This is a genomic window from Streptomyces jumonjinensis, assembly GCF_009600885.1.
Taxonomy (GTDB): Bacteria; Actinomycetota; Actinomycetes; order Streptomycetales; family Streptomycetaceae; genus Streptomyces; species Streptomyces jumonjinensis.
Genome location: NZ_VCLA01000191.1, coordinates 13,561 through 34,405, shown reverse-complemented (window position 1 = coordinate 34,405; position 20,845 = coordinate 13,561). Strand labels below are relative to the sequence as shown.

Sequence of the window (20,845 nt, the reverse complement as noted above, 5' to 3'; positions counted from 1 at the left end):
ATCCGAGCCTAGGACGCGAGGGCGACGCGTGGAACCGGATGTGCGTTGTTCGCCCCCCTGGTTCGCCTCCCGCGCACACCGGCTCCGGCAGTTCTCTGGATGCAGGCGGTGGCTCGCCGGAGTCCTGGGAGTCCACCGTCCCTTCCCGGTCCACGACCAAGGTGGGAGTCATATGTACGAAGTCCTCGTCATAGCCCCACGCCCGCCGCCTCCACCTCAAGGCTGACCCCCGCCGCCCCTCGGTACGCCTGCGGTCCGGCCCGGGGACGATGCGGGCGCGTCAGGGCCTGGGCAGCGACAGCTCGGGCAGCTGCGGGTGCCGCAGCTGCTGGCCGCTGTCACCGATGTGCAGGGTGAAGGTCTCCGGCCCGGGCCGGTTCGCCGCGTCGTAGGCGCTGAGGACGTTCTCGATCAGCTCCCACAATCTGACCGACCCGCCCTCGCGCACCTTCCAGCCGCCGTCGTGCGGGGTGAGAGCGGCGGCGGAGCCGGTGACGGCGTCGATCAGGTGCACCTCATCGCCGACCGTGGCCAGTTGGGCTCCCGGCACCGCGCACTGGGCGAGGAAACGCAGATGGAACGCCTCCTCGGTGGCGGCGGTGATCCACTCGGGACCGTGCAGGGCCGCCCGGGCGCGCTGTGGCAGGTCCGCGGCCCAGTGGGCGGGGTTGCCGAAGGCCGGTGCCGTGTGGGTGCGCGCGGACATGAACGAGACGGTGCCGCCCAGCAGCCGGCCCTGGGCCGTGCCGTCCCCGGCGACCGTGAGCAGGACGCGGGCGTATCCGTAGAGCCAGCCCGAGAGAGTGAGCAGGATCTTTCCGCCCGGCCGGGTCTGCGCGAGCAGCGCGGGCGGGACGGCGCGGAACGAGCAGGCGGCCACGACGCGGTCGAAGTGCGCCTCGGGCCAGTAGCCGTACAGCCCGTCCGCCACCGCCAGGGTCGGGGTGTAGCCGCACTCGTACAGCGCGCTCGCCGCCTGCTCCAGCCGACGGCCGTCGACCTCGACCGAGGTCACCGAGGCCGAGCCGATGCGTTCGCGGAGCAGCGCGGTCGAATAGCCGGTCCCGGTGCCGATCTCCAGGACCGTGTGCCCTTCCCGTACGTCCGCGTCGGCCCACATGCGGACCACCAGGGAGGGCAGGGTGGAGGAAGAAGTCGGTGCCCCGCCGTGCCGGACGGCAGGCCGTTTCCAGTCCGGTTCATCGCCGTCGAACTGTGTGATCAGCGTCGTATCGGAGTACGCGGCGGCCAGCCACCGGCCGTAGTCGATCTCGGCGGTGACCGGCTCCCACACCGTCAGCCCCTGCCCGTCGAGCCCGTCAGTGGGCAGATAGAACCCGGGCACGAACCGGTGCCGGGGCACGGCCCGTACAGCCTCCCGCCAGCCGCCGGGGACACCGCTCCCGGCGAGAGCACGGGCCAGACGCTCCCGCAGACGGGCCGCGTCGGTCTCAGGGACGCCGGTCGCGTTCACGGCGTTCTCCGTTCTGCAGAAGGTCGGCGAACGCCGGTGATGTCAGCGGCGTCCGGGAGTCAGCCCACTGGCTGTGTTGGGGGGTTTCACTCGGTGAACGTCCAGTCGAGCTCTGGGGTACGCCTACGGTCCGACCCGGGGGCTACGCCCCGTCCACGGTGAGCAGGCACCAGATACGGCTGCCGTCGTCGCTGACCCCCCACGCGTCCGCTAGCATCCCGACGAGCTGGAGCCCGCGCCCGCTCTCTTCGTCGGGGCCCGCCTGGCGCGGGCACGGCCGCTGGGGCCCGGAGCCGCTGTCGACCTCGATGCAGACGTACGCGTCGGTCCGCCACAGCCGGACCCGGACGGTGTCGCTCTGCCCGTGCTGGAAGCCATTGGTCACCAGCTCCGACATCAGCAACTCGGCGGTACCGACCAGCTCCCCGAGCCGCCAGATCCACAGATGCGCCCGCCCGGCCCTGCGCATCAGCCCAGGCCAGGACCTGTCCTGATCGCTCATCGGCTCGCCTGGGTTCGCGGTGCGGGAGAGGCGTACGTCGAATCCGGGGGTGATCACGGGTTGGTTGGGGGCGAGGTCGCCGAGGTGGCGGCGGGTGGGGGTGTCCGGCTGTGTGGCAGTGAGCGACATGGGCGTGCCCTTCGGGTTTCGGACAGGGCGAGGCTGGGCCTTGGGGGAGGGAGGTCCAGATTTGTGCATCGCCGTCCGGCTTGGCTCTGGCTCAACTACGGTGCTGTATGCGCGATTTAATCTGCAAGCCAATCCGCGAAGGCGGAAAAATTGGCACATGCCAATACACCGGCAAGGGTTGCAGTAGAGGTAACTGAGCGTGCAAGACTCGTGACACGCCGACGCTGAGCGTCGACAGCACGTCAGGAAGGACGTACAGGTGGCAGCACGAAGGGGACCGACGTTCCGCAGGCGGGAACTGGGCAAAGAGCTGAGACGCTTGCGGGAGAAGGCGCAACTGACGATCCAGGAAGCCGTCTCGGGCCTCGGTTTCAGCGACACGAAACTCGGCAGAGTGGAGACCGGGCACAACGGTCTCCCGCGTGTGGAGGACCTGGAGAAGCTCCTCGATCGCTACGGCGTCAACGACATCGATGACCGGGACGCCCTGCTGACCCTGCACCGGGACTCGCTGAGCCGCGATCCCTGGATGCCGTACCGAAACGTCATGCCGTCCGGCATGCCGATGTACATGGGGCTGGAGACCGACGCGCGCGAGATGCGGGCCTGGCACCCGATGTATGTCTTCGGCCTGCTCCAGACCGAGGCGTACGCCCGCGCTCAGTTCATGGTCGCCAAGCCGATCGAAGAGACCACGACGCAGTTCGTCGAGAACAACGTCCAGCTTCGGATGGAGCGCAAACAACTGCTGACCCGCGAGGACAGCCCGTTGTTCCTTCGCGTCATCCTCGACGAGTCGGCGCTGCGCCGCATGATGGGCGGCCCGGACATAATGAGGGAGCAGTACGAGGAGATCGAGCGCATGAGTGCGCTGGACAACGTGACCGTCCAGGTCCTCCCCCAGAAGCTCGCCACCTACCGAGCCGACATCAACTTCGCCGTCTTGGACTTCGACGCTCCCGTGGATCCGATCGTCCAGACGGAGATCCCGGGCACGATCACTGTGACCGACAAGCAGTTCGACGTCTGGAAGTACAACCAACGATTCGACAGTATGCGGAGCGAAGCTCTGGGGCCCTCGGCGACAGCCGGGTTCCTGCACCAACTAGCGCGAGAGTTGTAGCCATTAACACTCAACTGACGGCACCCGATGTGGCTGCCGAACACATCTGGAAGAAGTCCTCCTACAGTGACAGCCACGGAGGATCCTGCGTCGAGGTCGCGGCGCTGACCGCCCGGGTCGGGATCCGCGATTCGAAGGATCGGCTGGGCCCCGCCTTGGTCGTTCCGTCGGCCGCATGGTCGTCGTTCGTCGGTATGGTCCGCGCGCTCGACCAGTAGCAGCCCGAGTCGGCTCGGCCTGTTCCGGGAAGAGGTGAAGCATGACGTTCAGTAGAGCCACTGATGTGGCACCCGAGAGCGCCTGGTTCAAGTCCTCCTACAGCGACAGTCAGGGAGGGTCCTGTGTGGAGATCGCAGCCCTCTTCCCGGAACACGCCTGGCACAAGTCCTCCTACAGCGACAGCCAGGGAGGGTCCTGCGTCGAGGTCGCGACCCTGACCCCCCGGGTCGGGATCCGCGACTCCAAGGACAAGCAGGGCCCCGCCCTCCTCGTCCCCACCCCCGCCTGGCGCGACTTCGTCGCCTTCGCGGCTGGGCCGATCATCCCCGAGTGACCCGGGGCGCGGTGCCCGGCTCCGTCAAGACGATGCTGGCTTATTCGGCTTCAGCCGGATAAGGGAGTCTTGGCGGAGCCGCCACCACGGAAGGCGTCGCCATGCTGTTGTGTTCGAGGGAGATCGGGTCCAGCTCGACGCTCCGGATGAGGACGCCCGGGAAGTACTCGAAGCGGGCGATGGCCTCCGTGATGGCTTCCGTGAGGGTCGTGGCTTCGAAGTGGCAGACGAACTTCGCGTAGCCGGGACCTTCGATCAGGCTCATCAGCCCGTCGTTGAAGCAGTCGAGCCTGTCGAGCGTGTCGTTCTGCTCCGGAGTGAGCGGGTCCTGCATGTGGAGGCTGAAGCGCCACTCACACATGGCCGCGGTGATCTCGGGTGAACTCATCGATGCTCTTCGCTTCCGTTCCTGCGCTCCTGGGCGTACACGAGATTCGCACGCTCTCTGAGCACGGACAGCAGATCAAGTACCCCCAATTGTGGCCGTTCTGTTTGTGGAGCACCTTAAGTCCGCATGCCTCAGCCCTCTTGAGTGCAGCCTCAACGTCCTTCTTCGGATGCCGATCCCCTTTGCCCATACCGGTACGGCTTACTCCAGGTCGCACAGAGGCGGGGGCCGACCATCTGGATGCCACTCGATCGGGTCAGGTCCACGTGATCAGTCGCGGCCGTCAAGAAGGACAAGCGTCCTCCCGTACCCCGGGAGGACGCCCGTGTTTCACCGCAGCGGATCGAGGCGTTCGGCGCGGCGGCCCATCAGATACATGGGGCCGTTCGTCTTCCGCATCTCGTGGATGAGTGCGAACCCCTGGCGCTGGTAGTAGGCGACCAGACCGGGGAAGCGGCAGCCACGGCGTACCCACTCCCTGCCTTCGCGGGCAGCCCGGTCGATCGCCCACCGGGCGATGAGCGTGCCGGGTTTCGTCTTCCGCAGGGCCGGGTCGGTGACCGTGCCGTACAGATACAGGGAGGGCTCGGCGAGCTCTTCGTTCGTCCAGGCCATCGGCGGGGTGGTCGTCGTCACCGTCGTGCAGCCAACAGGCCCTCCATCGGCCTCCAGGACGAATGTCGAACCGTCCTTGTTGCTCGTCAGCGCCGCGAGCTTCTCCGCGCTGTCACGCCAGCTCGGCAACCCTCGTTCCTCAAGCCAAGCCGAGCGAGCCAGAACGATCCGCACGACGGCATCGGCGTCGTCGGACCGGGCCGGCCGCATCGCGAACTTCATCCGGGCTCCTCGTGATGCACTCGGGTGCGACTCCTGATCCATGGGGCGGCCCCGGCCGAGGGCTACCCCAACTGCCCCGGCAGCTCCCCCTGATGCACCACCGTCAGCCCCGACACCGCCCGGGTCAGCGCCACATACAGCCGGCGCAGGCCCGTGCGCTCGTCGGGCTCGCCCGCCACCACCGTCGAGGGGTCGTCCAGGACGACGTAGTCGTACTCCAGGCCCTTCGCCAGCGACGCCGGGACCAGGGTCAGACGGGAATCCGCCGTCGTCTCCGTGCCCGGGTCGAGCCAGGGGAGGCCCGCTGCCGACAGGGCCTCCGAGAGGGCGGGGATCCGGGTGTCGGCGGCGATCAGGCCGATGGAGCCCTCGTGGAGCAGGGACTCCTCGCAGGCGGCGATCACGGCCGAGGTGAGCTCGTCCGGGCCGCCGGGGATCTGCCGTATCTCCAGGGAGCCCGGCGACTCACGGACCGAGCGGACCTCCGCCAGGCCCGGGGACATGTGCGGGAGGAGCCGTGAGGCGTAGGCGATCACCTCGCGGGGGACGCGGAAGCCCGCCGTCAGCTCCTCCACCACCGCGTCGGGCTTGCCCAGGTGGGAGAGGGCCTCCTCCCAGCTGCCCGTCGCCCACGGGGTCGTCCCCTGCGCCAGATCCCCCAGCACCGTCGCCGAACCCGTCGTACAGCGCCTGCCCACCGCCCGGTACTGCATCGGGGACAGATCCTGCGCCTCGTCCAGGACGACATGCCCCAGCGAATGCGTACGCTCCACCAGATCCGCCGCCTCGTCGATCAGCACCGCGTCCGCCGACGACCACTTCGCCGCCCGCACGCTCCGCACCGGCTTCGGCCACAGCACCGTCCGCTGCTCCGCCTCGTCGAGCACGCCCTCCGCGTGCGCCGCGAGGAACTCCGCGTCGGAGAGCAGCCGCAGCACCAGCTTCGCCGGATCGACCGGCGGCCACACCGACTTCACCGCCGCCTTCACCGCAGGATTGCGCGCCACCGCGTCCTGCACCCGGTCGTCGCAGACCTCCCCCGACTCCTCCATCCGCACCAGGACCGCATGCGCGATCCGCTGCGGCAGCGCCTCCCGGGCCGCCCCGTACCGCATGTCGCGGCCGAGCAGCTCGCGGACGATCTCCTCCAGTTCGTACGCAGGGATCCGCCACCGCCGCGAACCGCGCACCACCATCACCGGCTCGGCGGGGATCGTGACATGCGAGCGCACCGCCCGCCGCAGCACCTCCGCCATCCGGGCGTCGCCCTTGATCACGGCGGCGTCCGCCGGGTCCTCGCCCCGCACCTCGACGCGCGCCACCAGATCGTCCACCGTCGCCTGCCGCACCTCCAGCTCGCCCAGCGCGGGCAGCACCTGCTCGATGTAGTGGAGGAAGGACCGGTTCGGCCCGATGACCAGCGTGCCCGTCCGGGCCAGCCGCTCCCGGTGCGCGTACAGCAGATACGCCACCCGGTGCAGCCCCACCGCCGTCTTCCCGGTCCCCGGGCCGCCCTGCACACAGACCGTGCCCGACAGTCCGGACCGTACGATCTCGTCCTGCTCCGGCTGGATCGTCGCGACGATGTCCCGCATGGGGCCCACGCGCGGGCGCTCGATCTCCGCCTGGAGGAGCCTGCTGGTACGCGCCTCCTCCACCGGGTCCGTCAGCCGCTCGTCCTCGTACGCCGTGAGCTCGCCGCCCGTATAGCCGAACCGCCTGCGCAGCTCGACCTCCTGCGGGTCGATACGCGTGGCCCGGTAGAACGGCTGGGAGACCGGGGCCCGCCAGTCCACCACCATCGGATCGCCGACGGCGTCATGGACATGCCTGCGGCCGATATAGAAGCGGGACCCGTCCTCCGCCGTCCGCTCCGGGGTGGGCAGATAGTCGAGCCGGCCGAAGAAGAGCGGGGTGTGCGTGAGATCCGCCAGCTCCTTGATCCGCGCCTCCATCTGGGCTCCCAGGACCCTGGCGTTGACCCAGTTCGCGGTCACGTTCTTGAGGTCGAGGGCCTCCACCTCATGGCGCATCGTCCGCAGCGCGGCACGGGAGGACGACAGATGGGTGCGCTCCCGCTGAAGAGGATCGCTCTGCGAGGAATCGCTCTGGCGGGAGTCAGGGGCATGCGCGGACACAGGTCGCCTCCAGCGGGCTTACGGGGTGGGCATGGCGTGACCGGCCGGTTTCCGTCCGGCAGGCGGCGCTCCACGGCGGGAGGCGGGCAAGACGGGGCAGTCTAGTCACCGCCAGGGCCGACCGCGAACGCGTTTGTCGGCGGCAGGGAGGACACCCGGCTCCTCCTCAGGTGCCGCACCCTGAGGGGAACCCCTATATCTGGAGTCGTAGGCGGCCGGGGCCAGGTTTCAGCCCACGGGCCGATGTAACCGAAGGGGCCGAAATCCACTATGGATACATGAGCACAGCGACTTTCACCCCCAGCGCCCAGGCCCCCCGCACCGCCGCCGCCGAGGCCCACGCCCCGCACTCCGTCGGCGGCGCGCTCCGCGCCGTCAAGGTGTTCGTCGGCGCGGTCTTCAGCGTCGCCGTCCTCGGTGAGTACGGCGAGGAGGCGGGCGTCCGCAGGCACTGAGCGTCCCGCACGGAGCCCCGGCACGGAGCCCCGCACGGAAACGCCGGCTCACTTCAGCAGCTCGTCCGCGTCCATGATCCGGTACGCATAGCCCTGCTCCGCCAGGAACCGCTGGCGGTGCGCCGCGAAATCCTGGTCGATCGTGTCCCGGGCGACCACCGAGTAGAACCGCGCCTCATGCCCGTCCGCCTTCGGACGCAGCACCCGGCCCAGCCGCTGCGCCTCCTCCTGGCGGGAGCCGAACGTCCCCGAGACCTGGATGGCCACCGTCGCCTCCGGCAGGTCGATGGAGAAGTTCGCCACCTTCGAGACCACCAGCACCGAGATCTCGCCCTCCCGGAACGCGTCGAAGAGCTTCTCGCGCTGCGCGTTCGACGTCTCGCCCTTGATGACCGGCGCGTCCAGATGCTCGCCCAGCTCATCCAGCTGATCGATGTACTGCCCGATGACCAGCGTCTGCTCGCCCCGGTGCTTGGCGACCAGCGCCTCCGTCACCTTCCGCTTGGTCGCCGTCGTGGCGCAGAAGCGGTACTTCTCCTCAGCCTCGGCCGTCGCGTACGCCAGCCGCTCCGCGTCGGTGAGATTGACCCGCACCTCCACACAGTCGGCGGGCGCGATATAGCCCTGCGCCTCGATCTCCTTCCACGGCGCGTCGAACCGCTTGGGCCCGATCAGCGAGAACACGTCCGACTCGCGCCCGTCCTCCCGCACCAGCGTCGCCGTCAGCCCGAGCCGCCGCCGCGCCTGGAGATCGGCGGTGAACTTGAAGACCGGCGCGGGCAGCAGATGCACCTCGTCGTAGACGATCAGACCCCAGTCGCGCGAGTCGAACAGCTCCAGATGCGGATAGATCCCCTTCCGCCTGGTCGTCAGCACCTGATAGGTGGCGATGGTGACCGGGCGGATCTCCTTCTTCGTACCGCTGTACTCGCCGATCTCGTCCTCGGTCAGCGAGGTCCGCTTCACCAGCTCGTGCTTCCACTGGCGGGCGGAGACCGTGTTGGTGACCAGGATCAGCGTCGTCGCCTTGGCCTGCGCCATCGCACCGGCCCCGACGAGCGTCTTGCCCGCGCCGCAGGGCAGCACGACCACGCCGGAGCCGCCGTGCCAGAACCCCTCCACCGCCTGCTGCTGGTACGGGCGCAGCGCCCAGCCGTTCTCGTCCAGGTCGATGCGGTGGGCCTCGCCGTCGACGTATCCGGCGTGGTCCTCGGCGGGCCAGCCCAGCTTCAGCAGGGTCTGCTTGATCTGCCCGCGCTCGGAGGGGTGGACGACGACCGTGTCCGGGTCGATCCTGGCCCCGACCAGCGGCTGGACCTTCTTCGAGCGGAGGATCTCCTCCAGCACCGGCCGGTCGGTGCTGGTCAGCACCAGACCGTGGGTGGGGTGCTTGGAGAGGGTGAGCCGGCCGTAGCGGGCCATCGTCTCGGCGACGTCGACCAGCAGGGCGTGCGGCACGGGGTAGCGGCTGTACTGGACGAGCGCGTCCACCACCTGCTCGGCGTCGTGCCCGGCCGCGCGGGCGTTCCACAGCCCGAGCGGGGTGATGCGGTAGGTGTGGATGTGCTCGGGGGCGCGCTCCAGCTCCGCGAAGGGAGCGATGGCGCGACGGCAGGCCCCGGCCTGCTCGTGGTCGACCTCAAGGAGGAGGGTTTTGTCGCTTTGAACGATGAGCGGTCCGGTCACGCCTGCGCCCTTTCGGTAAGCCAAACCTCCAGTGTGCCGTACTCATCCTGAGTATCCGCCCGGGGAAGCGTGAGTACGCGCACGGTGCCATGGGCCCGGGGCGGCGCGGTTCGCTGGGGGCATGACTGATCACCACCGCCCCGGCCCCGGGCCGGACGGAGCCGCCGGGCGCCAGTGGGACGAGCGCTGGTGGGATGAGCGGGACGAGCGGGACGAGCGCCGGTGGGACGAACGGGATGAACGGGACGAGCGCTGGTGGGCGGTGCCCGCGCTCGCCACCCCGCTCCTCCTGTTCCTGCTGTACGTCGACTACACCGCCTACCCGGCCCGCCCGGCGGTCTGGGCGCTGGGCTACTCCGTGCCGCTCGCCCTGCTCGGCTGCGGCTGGCTGCTGGAGCGGACCGTCCGCAGACGGCCGCTGCGGACCGTGCTCACGGGGCTGGGCTGCCTGCTCGCCCTCGGCTATACGCAGGTGATGGTGACGGTGCTGACGGGGATGGCGGTGGTACAGCTGTTCTTCCGGGTGGCGGCGGACCTGGTCGGCTGATCAGCCGACCGGTCGCGGGCGGGGGCTCAGGCCAGATCGTCCGCGAGCTCCGCCACCCCCGTGATGCGGTGCAGCGGATAGGTGCGGACCTGGTCCGACGTATGGTCGTACGCCGTCACGAAGCCGCCCTCGACCCGTACGGGCGCGATCACCCGCTGGCTCGCCGCGCCCTCCGCGTTGACATAGCCGATCCAGATCGCCGCACCGGTCATGACCGCAGCCTGCACGGTCGCCAGTGTGTCCGCCGAGGTCGAACGGGGCAGCCCGCCGTTCTGCGCGGACGGCTGCACGGGCTGCTCGGCGGCCGGTTTCCGCTCCACCGTGGACGCCATGTCGCCCGCGCGGATCGCCCGCACCGCCGCCCCCAGCAGCACGGCGTCCGGCAGCGGCGGACCGTCCGCGACCGGCAGGGGCGGGGTACGCGGCGGAGTGCGGCGGGCATGGGCACGGGCGATCAGGACATCCCCCTCGGCGGACTCGGCCGCAGGCGCGTACCCCATCGACCGCAACCCCTCCAGCAGCGACGACGGATCGGTCTGGGCCGCGAGGACCGTGGGCGCGAGGCGGCGCAGCCGCAGCCCCTGGGAGCGCCGGTCGGCGAGGATCTCGTCCAGCAGCGCCTCGTCGTCGCAGCGGACGTACGCGGAGGCCGCGCCGATCCGCAGATGGCCGTGGCGGCGTGCCATGTCGTCGATGAGATAGCTGAGCGGCTGCGGTACCGGGGTACGGGAGTGGGCCGAGAGGAAGGCGTGCAGATCGGACGCGGAACGGCCCGCGTCCAGAGCGCGCCGTACGGAACCGGGCGTGAAGCGGTAGACCGTCGCGCCGCCCTTGGACTCCACGTCGGCGACGACCGCGAGCGTCTCGGCGAGCGGACGCCGCAGCGGTCCGGGGGCGACGGCGGTGAGGTCCGCCTGGAGCAGGACGTGATCGACCGGCTCGGGCAGCAGCGGGGCGAGGGTCCGCGCGGCGGCGATCTGCGCCGCCGCGCGCTCGACGGTGGTGAGGGGGGCGGCGGCTTCCGGCGCATCGGAGGCGGGGGCGGGGGCGGTTCCGGCTCCGGCTCCGGGTGCTGTGGCGGGGCCGGCGGCTCCGGTTCCGGCTCCGGGTGCCGTGGCGGCCCCGGTTCCATGCGCCCCGGTCCCGTACGCCCCGGTCCCGTACGCCCCGGTCCCGGACTCCGCCGTGGCGGCTCCGGGAGCTGCGGCCGGGACGCTCAGCAGGGCGCGGCCGTGGCCCGAGAGCGCGCCCCGGCCGGTCACCCCCAGCGCCTCGGCCTCGATCAGCGTCCACGCCGCGATCCGCGACCGGGTGTCCACCGATCCCTCGCCGCCGGCGCCCCCGGTGACGGCCCCCCGCAGCGGGCGCTCCCAGCGCAGCCGGCCGAGCACCGACTCAGGGTCGGCCGCCGTGCCCTCCGGCAGCGACCCCAGCAGCTCCAGCACCCGGCGGCGCACCTCGGGCGCGGCCGGGCGGTCCAGATCGGGCCCGAGCGCGGAGAGTGCGCGCCCCTTGGCGTCCTGGCCGCCGACCAGACCCGGGGTACGGGTCGCGGTGAGCCAGGCGTCCGCCAGCAGCGCCCAGCGCTCGGCCGCCGGGAGGGTCAGCCACTCGTCGTACACGGGGGTCGGGGCGTACCGCTCGTCCACCTCGCCGTCCGACGCCAGCAGCCCCGCCGCGTACGCCACCTCGACCCAGAAGGCGGCCGTCGGCTCGTCGGCGTCCAGCGCGGCGGCGGTCCGCTTGAGGTCGCGCACCGAGAGCCCGCCGGACCGCATCACCGGCGGGCCGCCCTCGTGCCAGTCCCTGAGCAGTTCCTCCACCGCCGACAGCGCGGCGAGCGCCTGCCCGGCCGCCGCGCTGTCCACAAGCTGTGGACGGCCCGCGCCGATGGCCGCCGCCGGGGTGATCTCCGGCGGGAGCGGCTCCGGGACGCGGTGCGCGCGGCCCGCCCGCAGATACAGCGCCACCTCGCGCGGCAGCACCACCGTGCGCGCGGACGCGGGCAGCAGCAGCCCCCGGTCCCGCAGCCAGCGCACCGGCGGGGTCGGGCTGGCCGTGACCTCCCCGTACGGCGGTCCCCACACCAGCCGGTCCAGCACCGTCAGCGCCTCCGGCGGGGCGGAGTCCAGCAGCGCGCCCATCCGCCGCCGGTCCGTGAACAGCGCCGTCAACGCGGCTACCGCCGACACCGGATCGTGGGTGGTCCCGAGGCCGGCCGCCGCGAGGATCTCCTGGACCCGGCCCGGCGACATCCCGGCCGTCGCCTCCGCGACACCGGGGCCGAGACCGGTCGGGGACGGCCGGGTGGGAGACGGTGTGAGCAGCTCACGCGCGGTCCGCACCAGCCGCAGCCGGTCGTCGCCGCCCCAGACGAGCGCCTGGGCGCGCAGCGTCTCCACCGCGCGCGGCAGCGCCGCCGCCACCGTCTCGTCTCCGTCGTCGCCGGTCAGCAGCGCGAGCAGGGTGCGGTACGGGGCCGGGTCGGGCGCCACCGCCAGCGCCTCGGCGGCCTGGAGGGTGAACCGGTCGAGCCGTTCCAGAGCCCGGACGACCGAGGCGCGCGTGCCCGCGCGGGTGGCCAGCTGGGTGAGGTCCCCGGGCACGGGGCTGAGCAGATCGGGGCGGGCGCGCAGCAGCGCGGTCAGCTCCTGGTCGCCGCGGGCGCGCAGCGCCTCGGCCAGCGTGCGCGGACTGCTTCCTTCGGGCATGGTCCCCATCCGCCCCACGGTAGTCGCTGGAGGGCCCGACGGAGCCCCCGGAGCGCTGAGGTCGCGCTACCGTCGGCGGGCACAAGGTCGGGGAACGTCAGGGGAACGGCTGTGGGGATCGAGAGCGACCAGCTCGTCTACGACTATCTGAGCCGGGTCGGCGATCTGGCCCAGCGGCGACAGCTGTCGTCCGGTACGCGGATGGAACTGGTGTCGGCGCTGCGCGGGGAGATCGACCGGCAGCGGGCGAAGGCGGTCCTGGACAACCCCGCGTCGGTACGCCGGATCCTCGGGAGACTCGGCACCCCGGACGACGTGGTGACGGCGGCGACCGGCGGCGTTGTCCCGGGCGCGGCGTCGTCGGCCGGTCCGGCGACCGGGTGGGAGGACCGGCCCTCGGCTCCGCCGCCCGACGAGCCCCGGGGGTCCCGGTCGTCTCGGCTGTCTCGGCCGTCCCGGCCGTCCCGGCAGCCCCGGTCGTCCCGGGCCGACGTGCCGGAGCAGCGGGTACGCCGCCGGATTCCGCGCCCCCGCAAGACCGCCCCGGCCGAGCCGCCGCCGCCCCCGCCCGGCGCGCTGCCGCCGCATCTCGCGGGGCTGGACGAGCTCGGTCCGTCGGACCGGGACGGCGTGGACTGGTGGAGTGTCACCCCGCAGCCGTTCGGGCCGGGCGAGCGGGTCGCGGGCTTCACGGGCGGGGTCGAGATCCCGGAGATACTGTCGCCCCCGCCGAGGAGCGACGAGCTCGCCGAGCCCGAGGCGGAGGGGGCGGAGGAGCTGGGGGAGCTGGGGGAGGCGGAGAAGGCCCCGGAGGGGCGCCGCCCGCGCTTCCGGCTGCCGCTGCCGCTGCCGCGCCGGGGCAAGGCAGGCAAGGCAGGCAAGGCGGGCAAGGCGGGCAAGGCGGCGGCCCCCGCTGCCGCCCCGGCCCTCGGCCATCCGTTTCTGCTGCTGGCCGCCGTGTCGCTGCTGGCGGGCGCGCTCTTCGGCTCCTGGATCGCGCTCGGCCTCGGCTGGCTCATCGCCTACGGCTCCCGGAAGCTGACCCCCGCCGAGCGGAAACTGGCGGTCTTCGGTCTCCCCGGGGCCGTCCTGGCGACCACGCTGGTCTGGCTCTGGGGCCGGGCGAACGACCGCTGGGGCGCACCGGTCCCCGAGGAGGGCATGAGCGAGGTGATGGGGGCCGCCTGGCCCTGGGCCCTGAAGGGGGCGGCGATCGCCTCGGCGCTCTATCTGGTGTGGCGCTCGCGGCGGCGCTGACCTGGAACGGCGGAGGCATCGACTCGGGCGGGCGGCTCTGGAACGACGGGGGCGCCGGCCGCCGCCTGCCCGGGATCATCGTCCACTCTCCCGCCCCGCCCGGCCCGGTGGCCACCTCACCACCCGGTCGCCCGGCTCCCATCGCGGGCAGACCGCCCGTCCTCTGAGCCCGCTCCCTGATCCAGCTGATCCAGCTGATCCAGCTGGTCCAGCTGATCCAGAGGTACGGATGTAAAGGCCATTGATGGGCACAATTGACCCCATGGCTCCCCATCCGGAACGGCCGTCGACACCGGCCGCACCCGCCCCCGTACCCGCCCCTGCGATCACGCCCACCCCCGGCTCCTCGCCGGACGGGCTCACCGTCGGGTTCGACCTCGATATGACCCTGATCGACTCCCGCCCCGGCATCCGCGCGGCCTATCGCGCGCTCACCGCGGAGACGGGGGTGTGGATCGACGCCGATCTCGCCGTCACCCGGCTGGGCCCACCGCTGGAACAGGAACTGGCGCACTGGTTTCCCGATGATCAGATTCAGGCCATGGGCGATCGCTACCGCGAGCTCTACCCGGCGTACGCCATCGAGCCGAGTCCGGCGCTCCCCGGCGCGCGGGCGGCCATCGCCGCCGTCCGTGCGGCGGGCGGCCGGGCGATCGTCGTCACCGCCAAGCACGAGCCCAACGCCAAGCTCCACCTCGACCACCTCGGCATCACCCCCGACGCGGTCATCGGCTGGCTCTGGGCGGAGGCCAAGGCGGAGGCGCTGCGGGAGCACGGCGCGAGCGTGTACGTCGGCGACCACATCGGGGACGTGCGCGGGGCGCACACCGCCGGCGCACTCGCACTCGCTGTGCCCACCGGCCCCTGCACCGCCGGTGACCTGCGCGAAGCCGGTGCCGATGTGGTGCTGGACGATCTGACGGGGTTCCCCGCGTGGCTGCGTGGGTATCTCTCCGAGGGGACCGGCACGGGACCGGGACCGGGCTAGGAGACGGACTTCGCCGTGCGCCGCTGGGCCGCGATGGAGCGCAGCACCCCGGCCCCCGCGATCACGAATCCGACGCCCATGAGCATGCACACGGCATAGGCGATCGGCGGAAAGGGATCTGTCCCCAGAAAGAGCGGTGCCATAGTGACGAGAGTGGCCACCGCGCCGACGATGAAGACGATGCCACCGGCACGGACGAGCCCGTCACCCGGGGCGCTAGGAGTAGCAGTCATCCGGCCAGGGTAGTTGCCGGCGGGTACGAACCGATCGGCGACGTCTTGTCAGCGGCCCCTGGACCATTAGCCTTGGGTCAGCGGGTCGGAAGACCCGCTGTAGTGCTTCCAGAGCCGAATATCGGCGTCAAGCTTCCGGTGGCCTCAGCGCCCCAATGAGTACGAAGACGAGGACAGACGTGCCTACCGGCAAGGTCAAATGGTTCAACAGCGAGAAGGGCTTCGGCTTTCTCTCCCGCGATGACGGCGGCGACGTTTTCGTGCACTCGTCAGTGCTGCCCGACGGGATCGACGCGCTCAAGCCCGGCCAGCGCGTCGAGTTCGGCGTCGTGGCCGGCCAGCGCGGTGACCAGGCGCTCTCCGTGACGGTTCTCGATCCCACGCCGTCGGTCGCGGCGGCCCAGCGGCGCAAGCCGGACGAGCTGGCCTCGATCGTCCAGGACCTGACGACGCTCCTGGAGAACATCACCCCGATGCTGGAGCGCGGGCGTTACCCCGACAAGGTGCAGGGCAAGAAGATCGCGGGCCTGCTCCGGGCTGTCGCCGATCAGCTCGACGTGTAAGACGTGTAAGACGCGTAAAACGTGTAGGACGCGTAAGACATGTAAGGCATGTAAGACGCGTCAGGCATATAAGACGTAAGACGTGTGAATCGATGTGCGGCCCGGGGCCTCAGGCCCGTGCCCTTCGGCCGCAGCGCGGGCGTACGGATGCGCCGCGTACGGCCCGCGCCCCCGCCGTACCGGCGTTCACGCCCCCGCCCCAGCCTCAGCCTTCGCCAGGTCAGCCGGTCAGCCGAAGGCGAGCGCGCCCGGCCCCAGTGGGGGCACCAGACCCTCGGCCGCCGCCCGGGTGAGCAGCCCGCGCACCGCCGCGTATCCGCTCTCGCCGAGGTCCGCGGTGAACTCATTGACGTACAGACCGATGTGCTGGTCCGCCACCGCCGGATTCATCTCCTGGGCGTGCGCGCGGACATACGGCCGTGACATCTCCGGGTCGTCCCACGCCATCCGTACAGACGTACGGATCGATTCGGCCGCCAGCCGCAGCGTCTCCTCGCCCAGCGACCGCTTGGCGATGATCGCGCCGAGCGGGATGGGCAGCCCCGTCGTGGACTCCCAGTGCTCGCCCAGATCGGCGAGGCAGTGCAGACCGTACGTCCCATAGGTGAACCGCGCCTCGTGGATCACCAGACCGGCGTCGACCTTGCCGTCCCGCACCGCGGGCATGATCTCGTGGAACGGCATCACGACCACCTCGCCGACCCCGCCCGGGACCCGCTCCGCGGCCCAGAGCCGGAAGAGGAGATACGCCGTCGACCGCTCGGCCGGCACCGCGACCGTCTTCCCGGTGAGCTCAGCGCCCGGCTCCCGGGTCAGCACCAGCGGGCCGCAGCCGCGGCCCAGCGCGCCGCCGCAGGGCAGCAGGGTGTACTCCTCCAGCACCCACGGCAGCACCGCGTACGACACCTTCAGCAGATCGCCCTCGCCGCGCTCGGCCATCCCGTTGGTGACGTCGATGTCCGCGAAGGTCACATCGAGGGCGGGGGCGCCGGGGACCCGGCCATGGGCCCAGGCGTCGAAGACGAACGTGTCGTTCGGGCAGGGCGAGTACGCGATCCGCAGGGTCACGGCGACTCCTCGAAAAGGGGGTTTCCGGCGGGGAGGTCTCCAGTGTCGTCCGCGAACGGGTCCGCGAGGAGGGGGCCGAGCCGCTGGAAACCGTCCCGCAGGGCGTTCAGCGCGTCGCCGATGCGCCAGGCGGCACGGTCGCGCGGGCCCACCGGATTGGAGATCGCGCGGATCTCCAGCACCGGAACGCCGTGGACGGCGGCGGCCTCGGCGACCCCGAACCCCTCCATCGCCTCGGCGGCGGCCCGGGGATGACGCCCGCTCAGCTCGGCGGCGCGGGCCGCCGTACCGGTCACAGTGGAGACGGTGAGCACGGGCGCGCAGAGCGCCCCGGCGGCCTCGGCGGCACGGGCGGCCAGCCCGGCGGGCGGCAGATGGACGGCGCGGCCGAAGCCGAGCTCTTCGACGGAGAGAAAGCCGTCCGGGCCGTCCGCGCCGAGATCGGCGGCGACGATCGCGTCCGCGACGACCAGCGAGCCGACCGGGGCCCGGTGCGGGAAGCCGCCGCCGATACCGGCCGAGACGACCAGACCGTAAGGGTCGTCGGCGCTGCTCGCCAGCGCCGTGGCGGTGGCAGCGGCTGCCGCGGCCGGGCCGACTCCGGCGATCAGGGTCTCGGCGCGCGCACCGTGCCCAGAGCCGGAACCGGCACTGGAACCGGCACTGGAACCTGCCCCGGCGGCGAGCCCGGCGGCGACGGATTCGGCCTCCGCCGCCACCGCGGTCACGACGAGTACGCGCACGACCGGACCCCTCGGATCACTTCTTCTCAAGCGTGAACAGCCAGATGCCGATGAGCTTCTTGCCGTCGGTCTCCACGATGCTGATCTTCGTCTTGCTGGCGGTCTCACCGGTCTGCGAGGTGAAGAAGGCGCTCGCGGGGATGGAGCGGTACGTCTTCTTGTACGGCTCCTGCTCGGCCGGCTGACCGCCGATGAACAGGGTCCAGCCGTTCTCCGCGATCTCCGGGTCCACACCGAAGCGGATCTTGTCGTCCAGGGCGACCTTCACGGTTTTCCCGGAGTCCTTGTTCAGACAGTCCTGGACCAGCGACTCCTTGATGGGCTTGCCGTCGTTGTAGCAGGCGGCCTCGGAGTTGACGGACTCGCTCCCGACCGTCACGGTCGCGAGCGGTGTCGGCTTTTCGCAGGCCGAGAGTACGAGAAGCCCGGCCGAGACGGCGCCGATGGTGGCAGCGGCCCGGCGGCGCTTGCCGGAGAAGAACGCAACGGTCATGGCCAGAAGGCTATCGGTCCCGCCCCGCCAACCCGCGCGGGGGTGCGGCGCGCCGCGACGCGGACCGGCGGGGCGGGCGCAAGCGCCCATAAACCGGACGCGGGGACCTGCCGGGTGGGTGCAAGTAGCCGTAAACCGGACGCGTGGACCCGGCGAGTGGGCACAAGCGCCCACGTGTAGACCCGGCGGATGGGCACAGGTATCTACAAACCGGACTTACGCCACCCTCGGCCGGGATCTGCTGCTGCCGCCACGGGCCGCGCCCAGCAGCCCCCGTACCGACATCCCCGCCCCCGCGCCCACGATCCCCGCCGCCACCGACATCCCCAGCGCCCCGTTCAGCGGCAGCACGATCCCGATCGCCCCGCCCACCACCCACGACATCTGCAACAGCGTCTCCGAGCGGGCGAACGCCGAGGTGCGCACCTCCTCCGGCACATCCCGCTGGATCAGCGCGTCCAGCGACAGCTTCGCCAGCGCCTGGCAGAACCCCGCCGTCGCGGCGAGCACCGCCACCATCCCCGCGCCGAAGAACACCGCCGCCAGGATCGCCGCGCTCAGCACCACACCGAGCACCGTCGCGATGATCATCTCCGGGCCCCGGGCCCGCAGCCAGGCCCCCACGGCGGTCCCGAGCGCATTGCCCAGCCCCGCGGCGATCCCCGCCATGCCCAGCGACACGGCCGCGCTCTGCCCCGCGAGCGGATGCTCCCGCAGCAGAAACGCGAGAAAGAAGATGAGGAACCCGGAGAGCATCCGGAAGGACGCGTTCGCCTGGAGGCCGTGCATCACCGACGGTCCCACCGTACGGAGCCCGGGCTTCTTCGCGCCGATCGGCAGCATCAGCGCCTTCCGCTCGCCCTTCGCCGAATCCACCTTGGGCGGCAGCCGCAGCGCCCAGTACGTCCCGAGGCAGAAGAGCACGCACGCCCCGTACAGCGGCCACTCCGGCCCGATCCGGTGCAGCCCCGCCCCGATCGGCGCGGCGATCCCGGTCGCCAGCAGCCCCGAGAGGGTGACCCGCGAGTTCGCCTTCACCAGGGAGAACCGGGGCGGCAGCAGCCGGGGCACCACCGCGCTGCGGACCACTCCGTACGCCTTCGACGCGACCAGGACCCCGAGCGCCGCCGGATAGAGCTCAAGGCCCCCGGTGGCCACCGCCCCCGAGAGCCCGAGCGCGAGCAGCGCCCGGGTGAGCATCGCGCCCGCCATCGCGGCGCGGCGGCCGTGCGGGATCCGGTCGAGCAGCGGGCCGATCACCGGCGCGAGCAGGGCGAAGGGCGCGAGGGTGATCGCCAGATAGAGGGTGACCCGGCCCCGGGCCTCATCGGTGGGGACGGAGAAGAAGACGGTGGACGCCAGCGCGACGGTGATCATGACATCGCCCGCGCCGTTGACCGCGTGCAGCTCGATCAGTCTGCCGAGGCCCGATTCGCCCGCGCCATGGGCATGGGTGGCCCGGCGGATCCGGCGTCCGGCGCCCGTGAACGGAAGCCGAAGGGCACGCCCGACCGCCCGGCACGCTCTGCCGGGCGCTCCGGGCCCGTCGGACGACCTGGCGGCTGTCACCTCGCCATAGTGCCCCAATCACCTGTGAGAAGAGGTGTGATGCGGCCGTGGAGGGCCCCGGCCGGGTCATGCCCTGATCCTGTTGCCGGAGCGCGCAGGTGGGCTCGGAGCTGCGGAAGGGGTAGCGTGCGTAGCGTGCCACCGGCGATTGTTCCCGGCCGCGCGCCTCTTCGGCATCCCGCAGAATGGATGACGGTAGGTGTGCCCGGGACGGATTGGTCCGGGCGCGGACGTCGATGCGGCCCTCTGGTCCGCTCCGCCTGCGCCTTGGACCTCGGGACTCGGCAGGCGCACCCGTGAGACGGCGTAGGAGATGAGCGAGACCTGTGAGTGCTGCGACGACGCGAAGCCGTACCCCTGACCGCCTGTGCGCCGAGGCGGTGGACCAAGCCCGGTCGGCGGCCGAGGAGGCCGCGGCCCCTGGGGTGGTCGGAGAGCATGTGGGACTGGTCTCCGAGGGAGACCGTGTCGTCACGCACTTCTTCGAGTGCAAGGAGCTCGGCTACCGGGGGTGGCGCTGGGCGGTGACGGTGGCGCGCGCGTCCCGCGCCAAGCTCGTGACCCTGGACGAGACCGTTCTGCTGCCGGGCTCCGACGCGCTGCTCGCGCCGGAGTGGGTGCCGTGGAGCGAGCGGCTGCGGCCGGGGGACCTGGGGCCGGGGGATCTGCTGCCCACTGAGGCGGAGGATCTCCGGCTGGAGCCGGGCTTCACGGGCGAGGAGGGGCCGCCGCCGAATTCGGTGATCGCCGAGCCCTCCCACGATCTGGCCGAGCGGGTCGAGGCGGAGGACGCCGAGCTGACCGACCGCGCGCCTGCCGCCGCTGCCCGTGGCGGGATCGCGTCGCTGGCGGAGGAGCTGGGCATGCGGCGGGCGAGGGTGCTCTCCCGCTATGGGCTGCATCTCGCCGCGGACCGCTGGGACGAGGCGTTCGGCGCGAGGACCCCGATGGCACAGGCGGCCCCGGCGGCCTGTGTGACCTGCGGGTTCCTGGTGCCGATGGCGGGATCGCTGCGGCAGGCGTTCGGGGTGTGCGCGAATGAGTTCTCGCCTGCGGACGGGAGGGTGGTGTCGCTGGCGTACGGGTGCGGCGGGCACTCGGAGGCCGCGGTGATGCCGAAGCCGCCGCAGCCGTCCCCGCCGGTGCTGGACTCCCTGGCCGCGGACGAATTCCCCCTCCACCCACCCCGCCCCTCGGGCTCCGTCCCATCCCCCACCCCCGACGAGGACCTGGGCCACTCCTAGCCCGGGGACCGAACCCCCAGCCGGTCCGGACCTGGGCAAGCTCAGCCCGTCCGGACGGCTGATCCCAGCCTGTCCGGGCGGCTGAATCTCAGCCTGTCCGGGCGGCTGAATCTCAGCCCGTCCGGCGTTTGAGGACGGACCCTG

The 20,845-nt window shown here is 71.7% G+C and carries 22 protein-coding genes; 9 read left to right on the top strand and 13 right to left on the bottom strand.

What is annotated here, in order from left to right:
• Positions 1-280 precede the first annotated feature (280 nt).
• Both tgmC and FF041_RS30065 read right to left on the bottom strand, forming a co-directional pair.
• Positions 281-1,474, bottom strand: a complete 1,194-nt coding sequence (gene tgmC, locus FF041_RS30070) for an ATP-grasp peptide maturase system methyltransferase (protein ID WP_323393128.1) — start codon at positions 1,472-1,474, stop codon at positions 281-283.
• Positions 1,475-1,616: 142 nt separating this feature from the next.
• Positions 1,617-2,105 (bottom strand): ATP-binding protein, encoded by a 489-nt coding sequence (locus FF041_RS30065; RefSeq protein WP_153525718.1) that lies wholly within the window; start codon positions 2,103-2,105, stop codon positions 1,617-1,619.
• A 259-nt stretch (positions 2,106-2,364) separates the two neighbouring features.
• On the opposite strand from FF041_RS30065, the gene FF041_RS30060 reads away from it, so the two are divergent.
• From FF041_RS30060 to FF041_RS30050, 3 genes are read left to right on the top strand one after another with little or no spacing between them, the layout of a single operon-like run.
• Positions 2,365-3,228, top strand: coding sequence for a helix-turn-helix domain-containing protein (locus FF041_RS30060; RefSeq protein WP_323393126.1), 864 nt, complete (start codon positions 2,365-2,367; stop codon positions 3,226-3,228).
• A 29-nt stretch (positions 3,229-3,257) separates the two neighbouring features.
• On the top strand, positions 3,258-3,446 hold the full coding sequence (locus tag FF041_RS30055; RefSeq protein WP_323393124.1) for a DUF397 domain-containing protein: 189 nt from the start codon (positions 3,258-3,260) through the stop codon (positions 3,444-3,446).
• Between the two features lie 41 nt (positions 3,447-3,487).
• Positions 3,488-3,781 carry a DUF397 domain-containing protein gene (locus FF041_RS30050; RefSeq protein WP_153525716.1) on the top strand — a complete coding sequence of 98 codons (294 nt, stop codon included), beginning with the start codon at positions 3,488-3,490 and terminating at the stop codon, positions 3,779-3,781.
• Between the two features lie 40 nt (positions 3,782-3,821).
• Here FF041_RS30050 and FF041_RS30045 read toward each other — a convergent pair whose 3' ends face one another.
• The 4 genes from FF041_RS30045 to FF041_RS30035 all read right to left on the bottom strand — a co-directional run bounded on the left by FF041_RS30045 (position 3,822) and on the right by FF041_RS30035 (position 7,039).
• Positions 3,822-4,169 carry a hypothetical protein gene (locus FF041_RS30045; RefSeq protein WP_228388724.1) on the bottom strand — a complete coding sequence of 116 codons (348 nt, stop codon included), beginning with the start codon at positions 4,167-4,169 and terminating at the stop codon, positions 3,822-3,824.
• A complete protein-coding gene (locus FF041_RS39515) occupies positions 4,135-4,359 on the bottom strand; it encodes a hypothetical protein (RefSeq protein ID WP_228388723.1) in 225 nt (74 codons plus the stop codon). Before FF041_RS39515 ends, FF041_RS30045 begins: the two co-directional genes overlap by 35 nt.
• Positions 4,360-4,499: 140 nt before the next feature.
• On the bottom strand, positions 4,500-5,006 hold the full coding sequence (locus tag FF041_RS30040) for a GNAT family N-acetyltransferase (RefSeq protein ID WP_228388722.1): 507 nt from the start codon (positions 5,004-5,006) through the stop codon (positions 4,500-4,502).
• Positions 5,007-5,068: 62 nt separating this feature from the next.
• The gene (locus FF041_RS30035) at positions 5,069-7,039 is read right to left on the bottom strand and encodes a HelD family protein (RefSeq protein ID WP_194292239.1); all 1,971 of its coding nucleotides are present in this window, start codon (positions 7,037-7,039) and stop codon (positions 5,069-5,071) included.
• A gap of 383 nt (positions 7,040-7,422) precedes the next feature.
• On the opposite strand from FF041_RS30035, the gene FF041_RS38260 reads away from it, so the two are divergent.
• A complete protein-coding gene (locus tag FF041_RS38260; RefSeq protein ID WP_194292229.1) occupies positions 7,423-7,599 on the top strand; it encodes a hypothetical protein in 177 nt (58 codons plus the stop codon).
• Between the two features lie 48 nt (positions 7,600-7,647).
• On the opposite strand, the gene FF041_RS30030 is transcribed toward FF041_RS38260, so the two are convergent.
• Positions 7,648-9,285, bottom strand: coding sequence for a DNA repair helicase XPB (locus FF041_RS30030; protein ID WP_323372465.1), 1,638 nt, complete (start codon positions 9,283-9,285; stop codon positions 7,648-7,650).
• 121 nt (positions 9,286-9,406) lie between these two features.
• Here FF041_RS30030 and FF041_RS30025 point away from each other — a divergent pair, with 121 nt between their 5' ends.
• The gene (locus FF041_RS30025; RefSeq protein WP_153525715.1) at positions 9,407-9,832 is read left to right on the top strand and encodes a hypothetical protein; all 426 of its coding nucleotides are present in this window, start codon (positions 9,407-9,409) and stop codon (positions 9,830-9,832) included.
• Positions 9,833-9,858: 26 nt separating this feature from the next.
• On the opposite strand, the gene FF041_RS30020 is transcribed toward FF041_RS30025, so the two are convergent.
• Positions 9,859-12,543, bottom strand: a complete 2,685-nt coding sequence (locus FF041_RS30020; RefSeq protein ID WP_153525806.1) for a helicase-associated domain-containing protein — start codon at positions 12,541-12,543, stop codon at positions 9,859-9,861.
• 111 nt (positions 12,544-12,654) lie between these two features.
• Here FF041_RS30020 and FF041_RS30015 point away from each other — a divergent pair, with 111 nt between their 5' ends.
• Positions 12,655-13,800 (top strand): hypothetical protein, encoded by a 1,146-nt coding sequence (locus FF041_RS30015; RefSeq protein WP_323393121.1) that lies wholly within the window; start codon positions 12,655-12,657, stop codon positions 13,798-13,800.
• Positions 13,801-14,062: 262 nt separating this feature from the next.
• Complete coding sequence (locus tag FF041_RS30005) at positions 14,063-14,788, top strand: HAD family hydrolase (protein ID WP_153525713.1); 726 nt, start codon at positions 14,063-14,065, stop codon at positions 14,786-14,788.
• Here the strand turns inward: FF041_RS30005 and FF041_RS30000 are convergent.
• Positions 14,785-15,021 carry a hypothetical protein gene (locus tag FF041_RS30000; RefSeq protein ID WP_153525712.1) on the bottom strand — a complete coding sequence of 79 codons (237 nt, stop codon included), beginning with the start codon at positions 15,019-15,021 and terminating at the stop codon, positions 14,785-14,787. The genes FF041_RS30005 and FF041_RS30000 overlap by 4 nt on opposite strands.
• A gap of 179 nt (positions 15,022-15,200) precedes the next feature.
• Between FF041_RS30000 and FF041_RS40440 the strand changes: the two genes are divergently transcribed.
• Positions 15,201-15,584, top strand: a complete 384-nt coding sequence (locus FF041_RS40440) for a cold-shock protein (RefSeq protein WP_323372467.1) — start codon at positions 15,201-15,203, stop codon at positions 15,582-15,584.
• A gap of 228 nt (positions 15,585-15,812) precedes the next feature.
• Here the strand turns inward: FF041_RS40440 and FF041_RS29990 are convergent, their stop codons facing one another.
• From FF041_RS29990 to FF041_RS29975, 4 genes are all read right to left on the bottom strand, one after another.
• A complete protein-coding gene (locus tag FF041_RS29990; protein WP_323393118.1) occupies positions 15,813-16,652 on the bottom strand; it encodes a 1,4-dihydroxy-6-naphthoate synthase in 840 nt (279 codons plus the stop codon).
• Positions 16,649-17,395 carry a futalosine hydrolase gene (locus tag FF041_RS29985; RefSeq protein ID WP_323393117.1) on the bottom strand — a complete coding sequence of 249 codons (747 nt, stop codon included), beginning with the start codon at positions 17,393-17,395 and terminating at the stop codon, positions 16,649-16,651. The genes FF041_RS29990 and FF041_RS29985 overlap by 4 nt, the downstream gene beginning before the upstream one ends.
• Positions 17,396-17,411: 16 nt before the next feature.
• The gene (locus FF041_RS29980; RefSeq protein WP_153487315.1) at positions 17,412-17,888 is read right to left on the bottom strand and encodes a DUF2771 domain-containing protein; all 477 of its coding nucleotides are present in this window, start codon (positions 17,886-17,888) and stop codon (positions 17,412-17,414) included.
• A 216-nt stretch (positions 17,889-18,104) separates the two neighbouring features.
• Positions 18,105-19,457, bottom strand: coding sequence for an MFS transporter (locus FF041_RS29975; RefSeq protein ID WP_323393115.1), 1,353 nt, complete (start codon positions 19,455-19,457; stop codon positions 18,105-18,107).
• Between the two features lie 326 nt (positions 19,458-19,783).
• Here FF041_RS29975 and FF041_RS29965 point away from each other — a divergent pair, with 326 nt between their 5' ends.
• The gene (locus tag FF041_RS29965) at positions 19,784-20,701 is read left to right on the top strand and encodes a DUF3027 domain-containing protein (RefSeq protein ID WP_323393114.1); all 918 of its coding nucleotides are present in this window, start codon (positions 19,784-19,786) and stop codon (positions 20,699-20,701) included.
• Positions 20,702-20,845 lie beyond the last annotated feature (144 nt).

Bases quoted from the DNA above. Each gene is read 5' to 3' on its own strand.
- FF041_RS30065 (WP_153525718.1), bottom strand. From the start codon at position 2,105: ATGTCGCTCACTGCCACACAGCCGGACACCCCCACCCGCCGCCACCTC.
- FF041_RS30050 (WP_153525716.1), top strand. From the start codon at position 3,488: ATGACGTTCAGTAGAGCCACTGATGTGGCACCCGAGAGCGCCTGGTTC.
- FF041_RS30045 (WP_228388724.1), bottom strand. From the start codon at position 4,169: ATGAGTTCACCCGAGATCACCGCGGCCATGTGTGAGTGGCGCTTCAGC.
- FF041_RS39515 (WP_228388723.1), bottom strand. From the start codon at position 4,359: ATGGGCAAAGGGGATCGGCATCCGAAGAAGGACGTTGAGGCTGCACTC.
- FF041_RS30040 (WP_228388722.1), bottom strand. From the start codon at position 5,006: ATGAAGTTCGCGATGCGGCCGGCCCGGTCCGACGACGCCGATGCCGTC.
- FF041_RS30035 (WP_194292239.1), bottom strand. From the start codon at position 7,039: ATGCGCCATGAGGTGGAGGCCCTCGACCTCAAGAACGTGACCGCGAAC.
- FF041_RS38260 (WP_194292229.1), top strand. From the start codon at position 7,423: ATGAGCACAGCGACTTTCACCCCCAGCGCCCAGGCCCCCCGCACCGCC.
- FF041_RS30025 (WP_153525715.1), top strand. From the start codon at position 9,407: ATGACTGATCACCACCGCCCCGGCCCCGGGCCGGACGGAGCCGCCGGG.
- FF041_RS30020 (WP_153525806.1), bottom strand. From the start codon at position 12,543: ATGCCCGAAGGAAGCAGTCCGCGCACGCTGGCCGAGGCGCTGCGCGCC.
- FF041_RS30005 (WP_153525713.1), top strand. From the start codon at position 14,063: ATGGCTCCCCATCCGGAACGGCCGTCGACACCGGCCGCACCCGCCCCC.
- FF041_RS30000 (WP_153525712.1), bottom strand. From the start codon at position 15,021: ATGACTGCTACTCCTAGCGCCCCGGGTGACGGGCTCGTCCGTGCCGGT.
- FF041_RS29980 (WP_153487315.1), bottom strand. From the start codon at position 17,888: ATGACCGTTGCGTTCTTCTCCGGCAAGCGCCGCCGGGCCGCTGCCACC.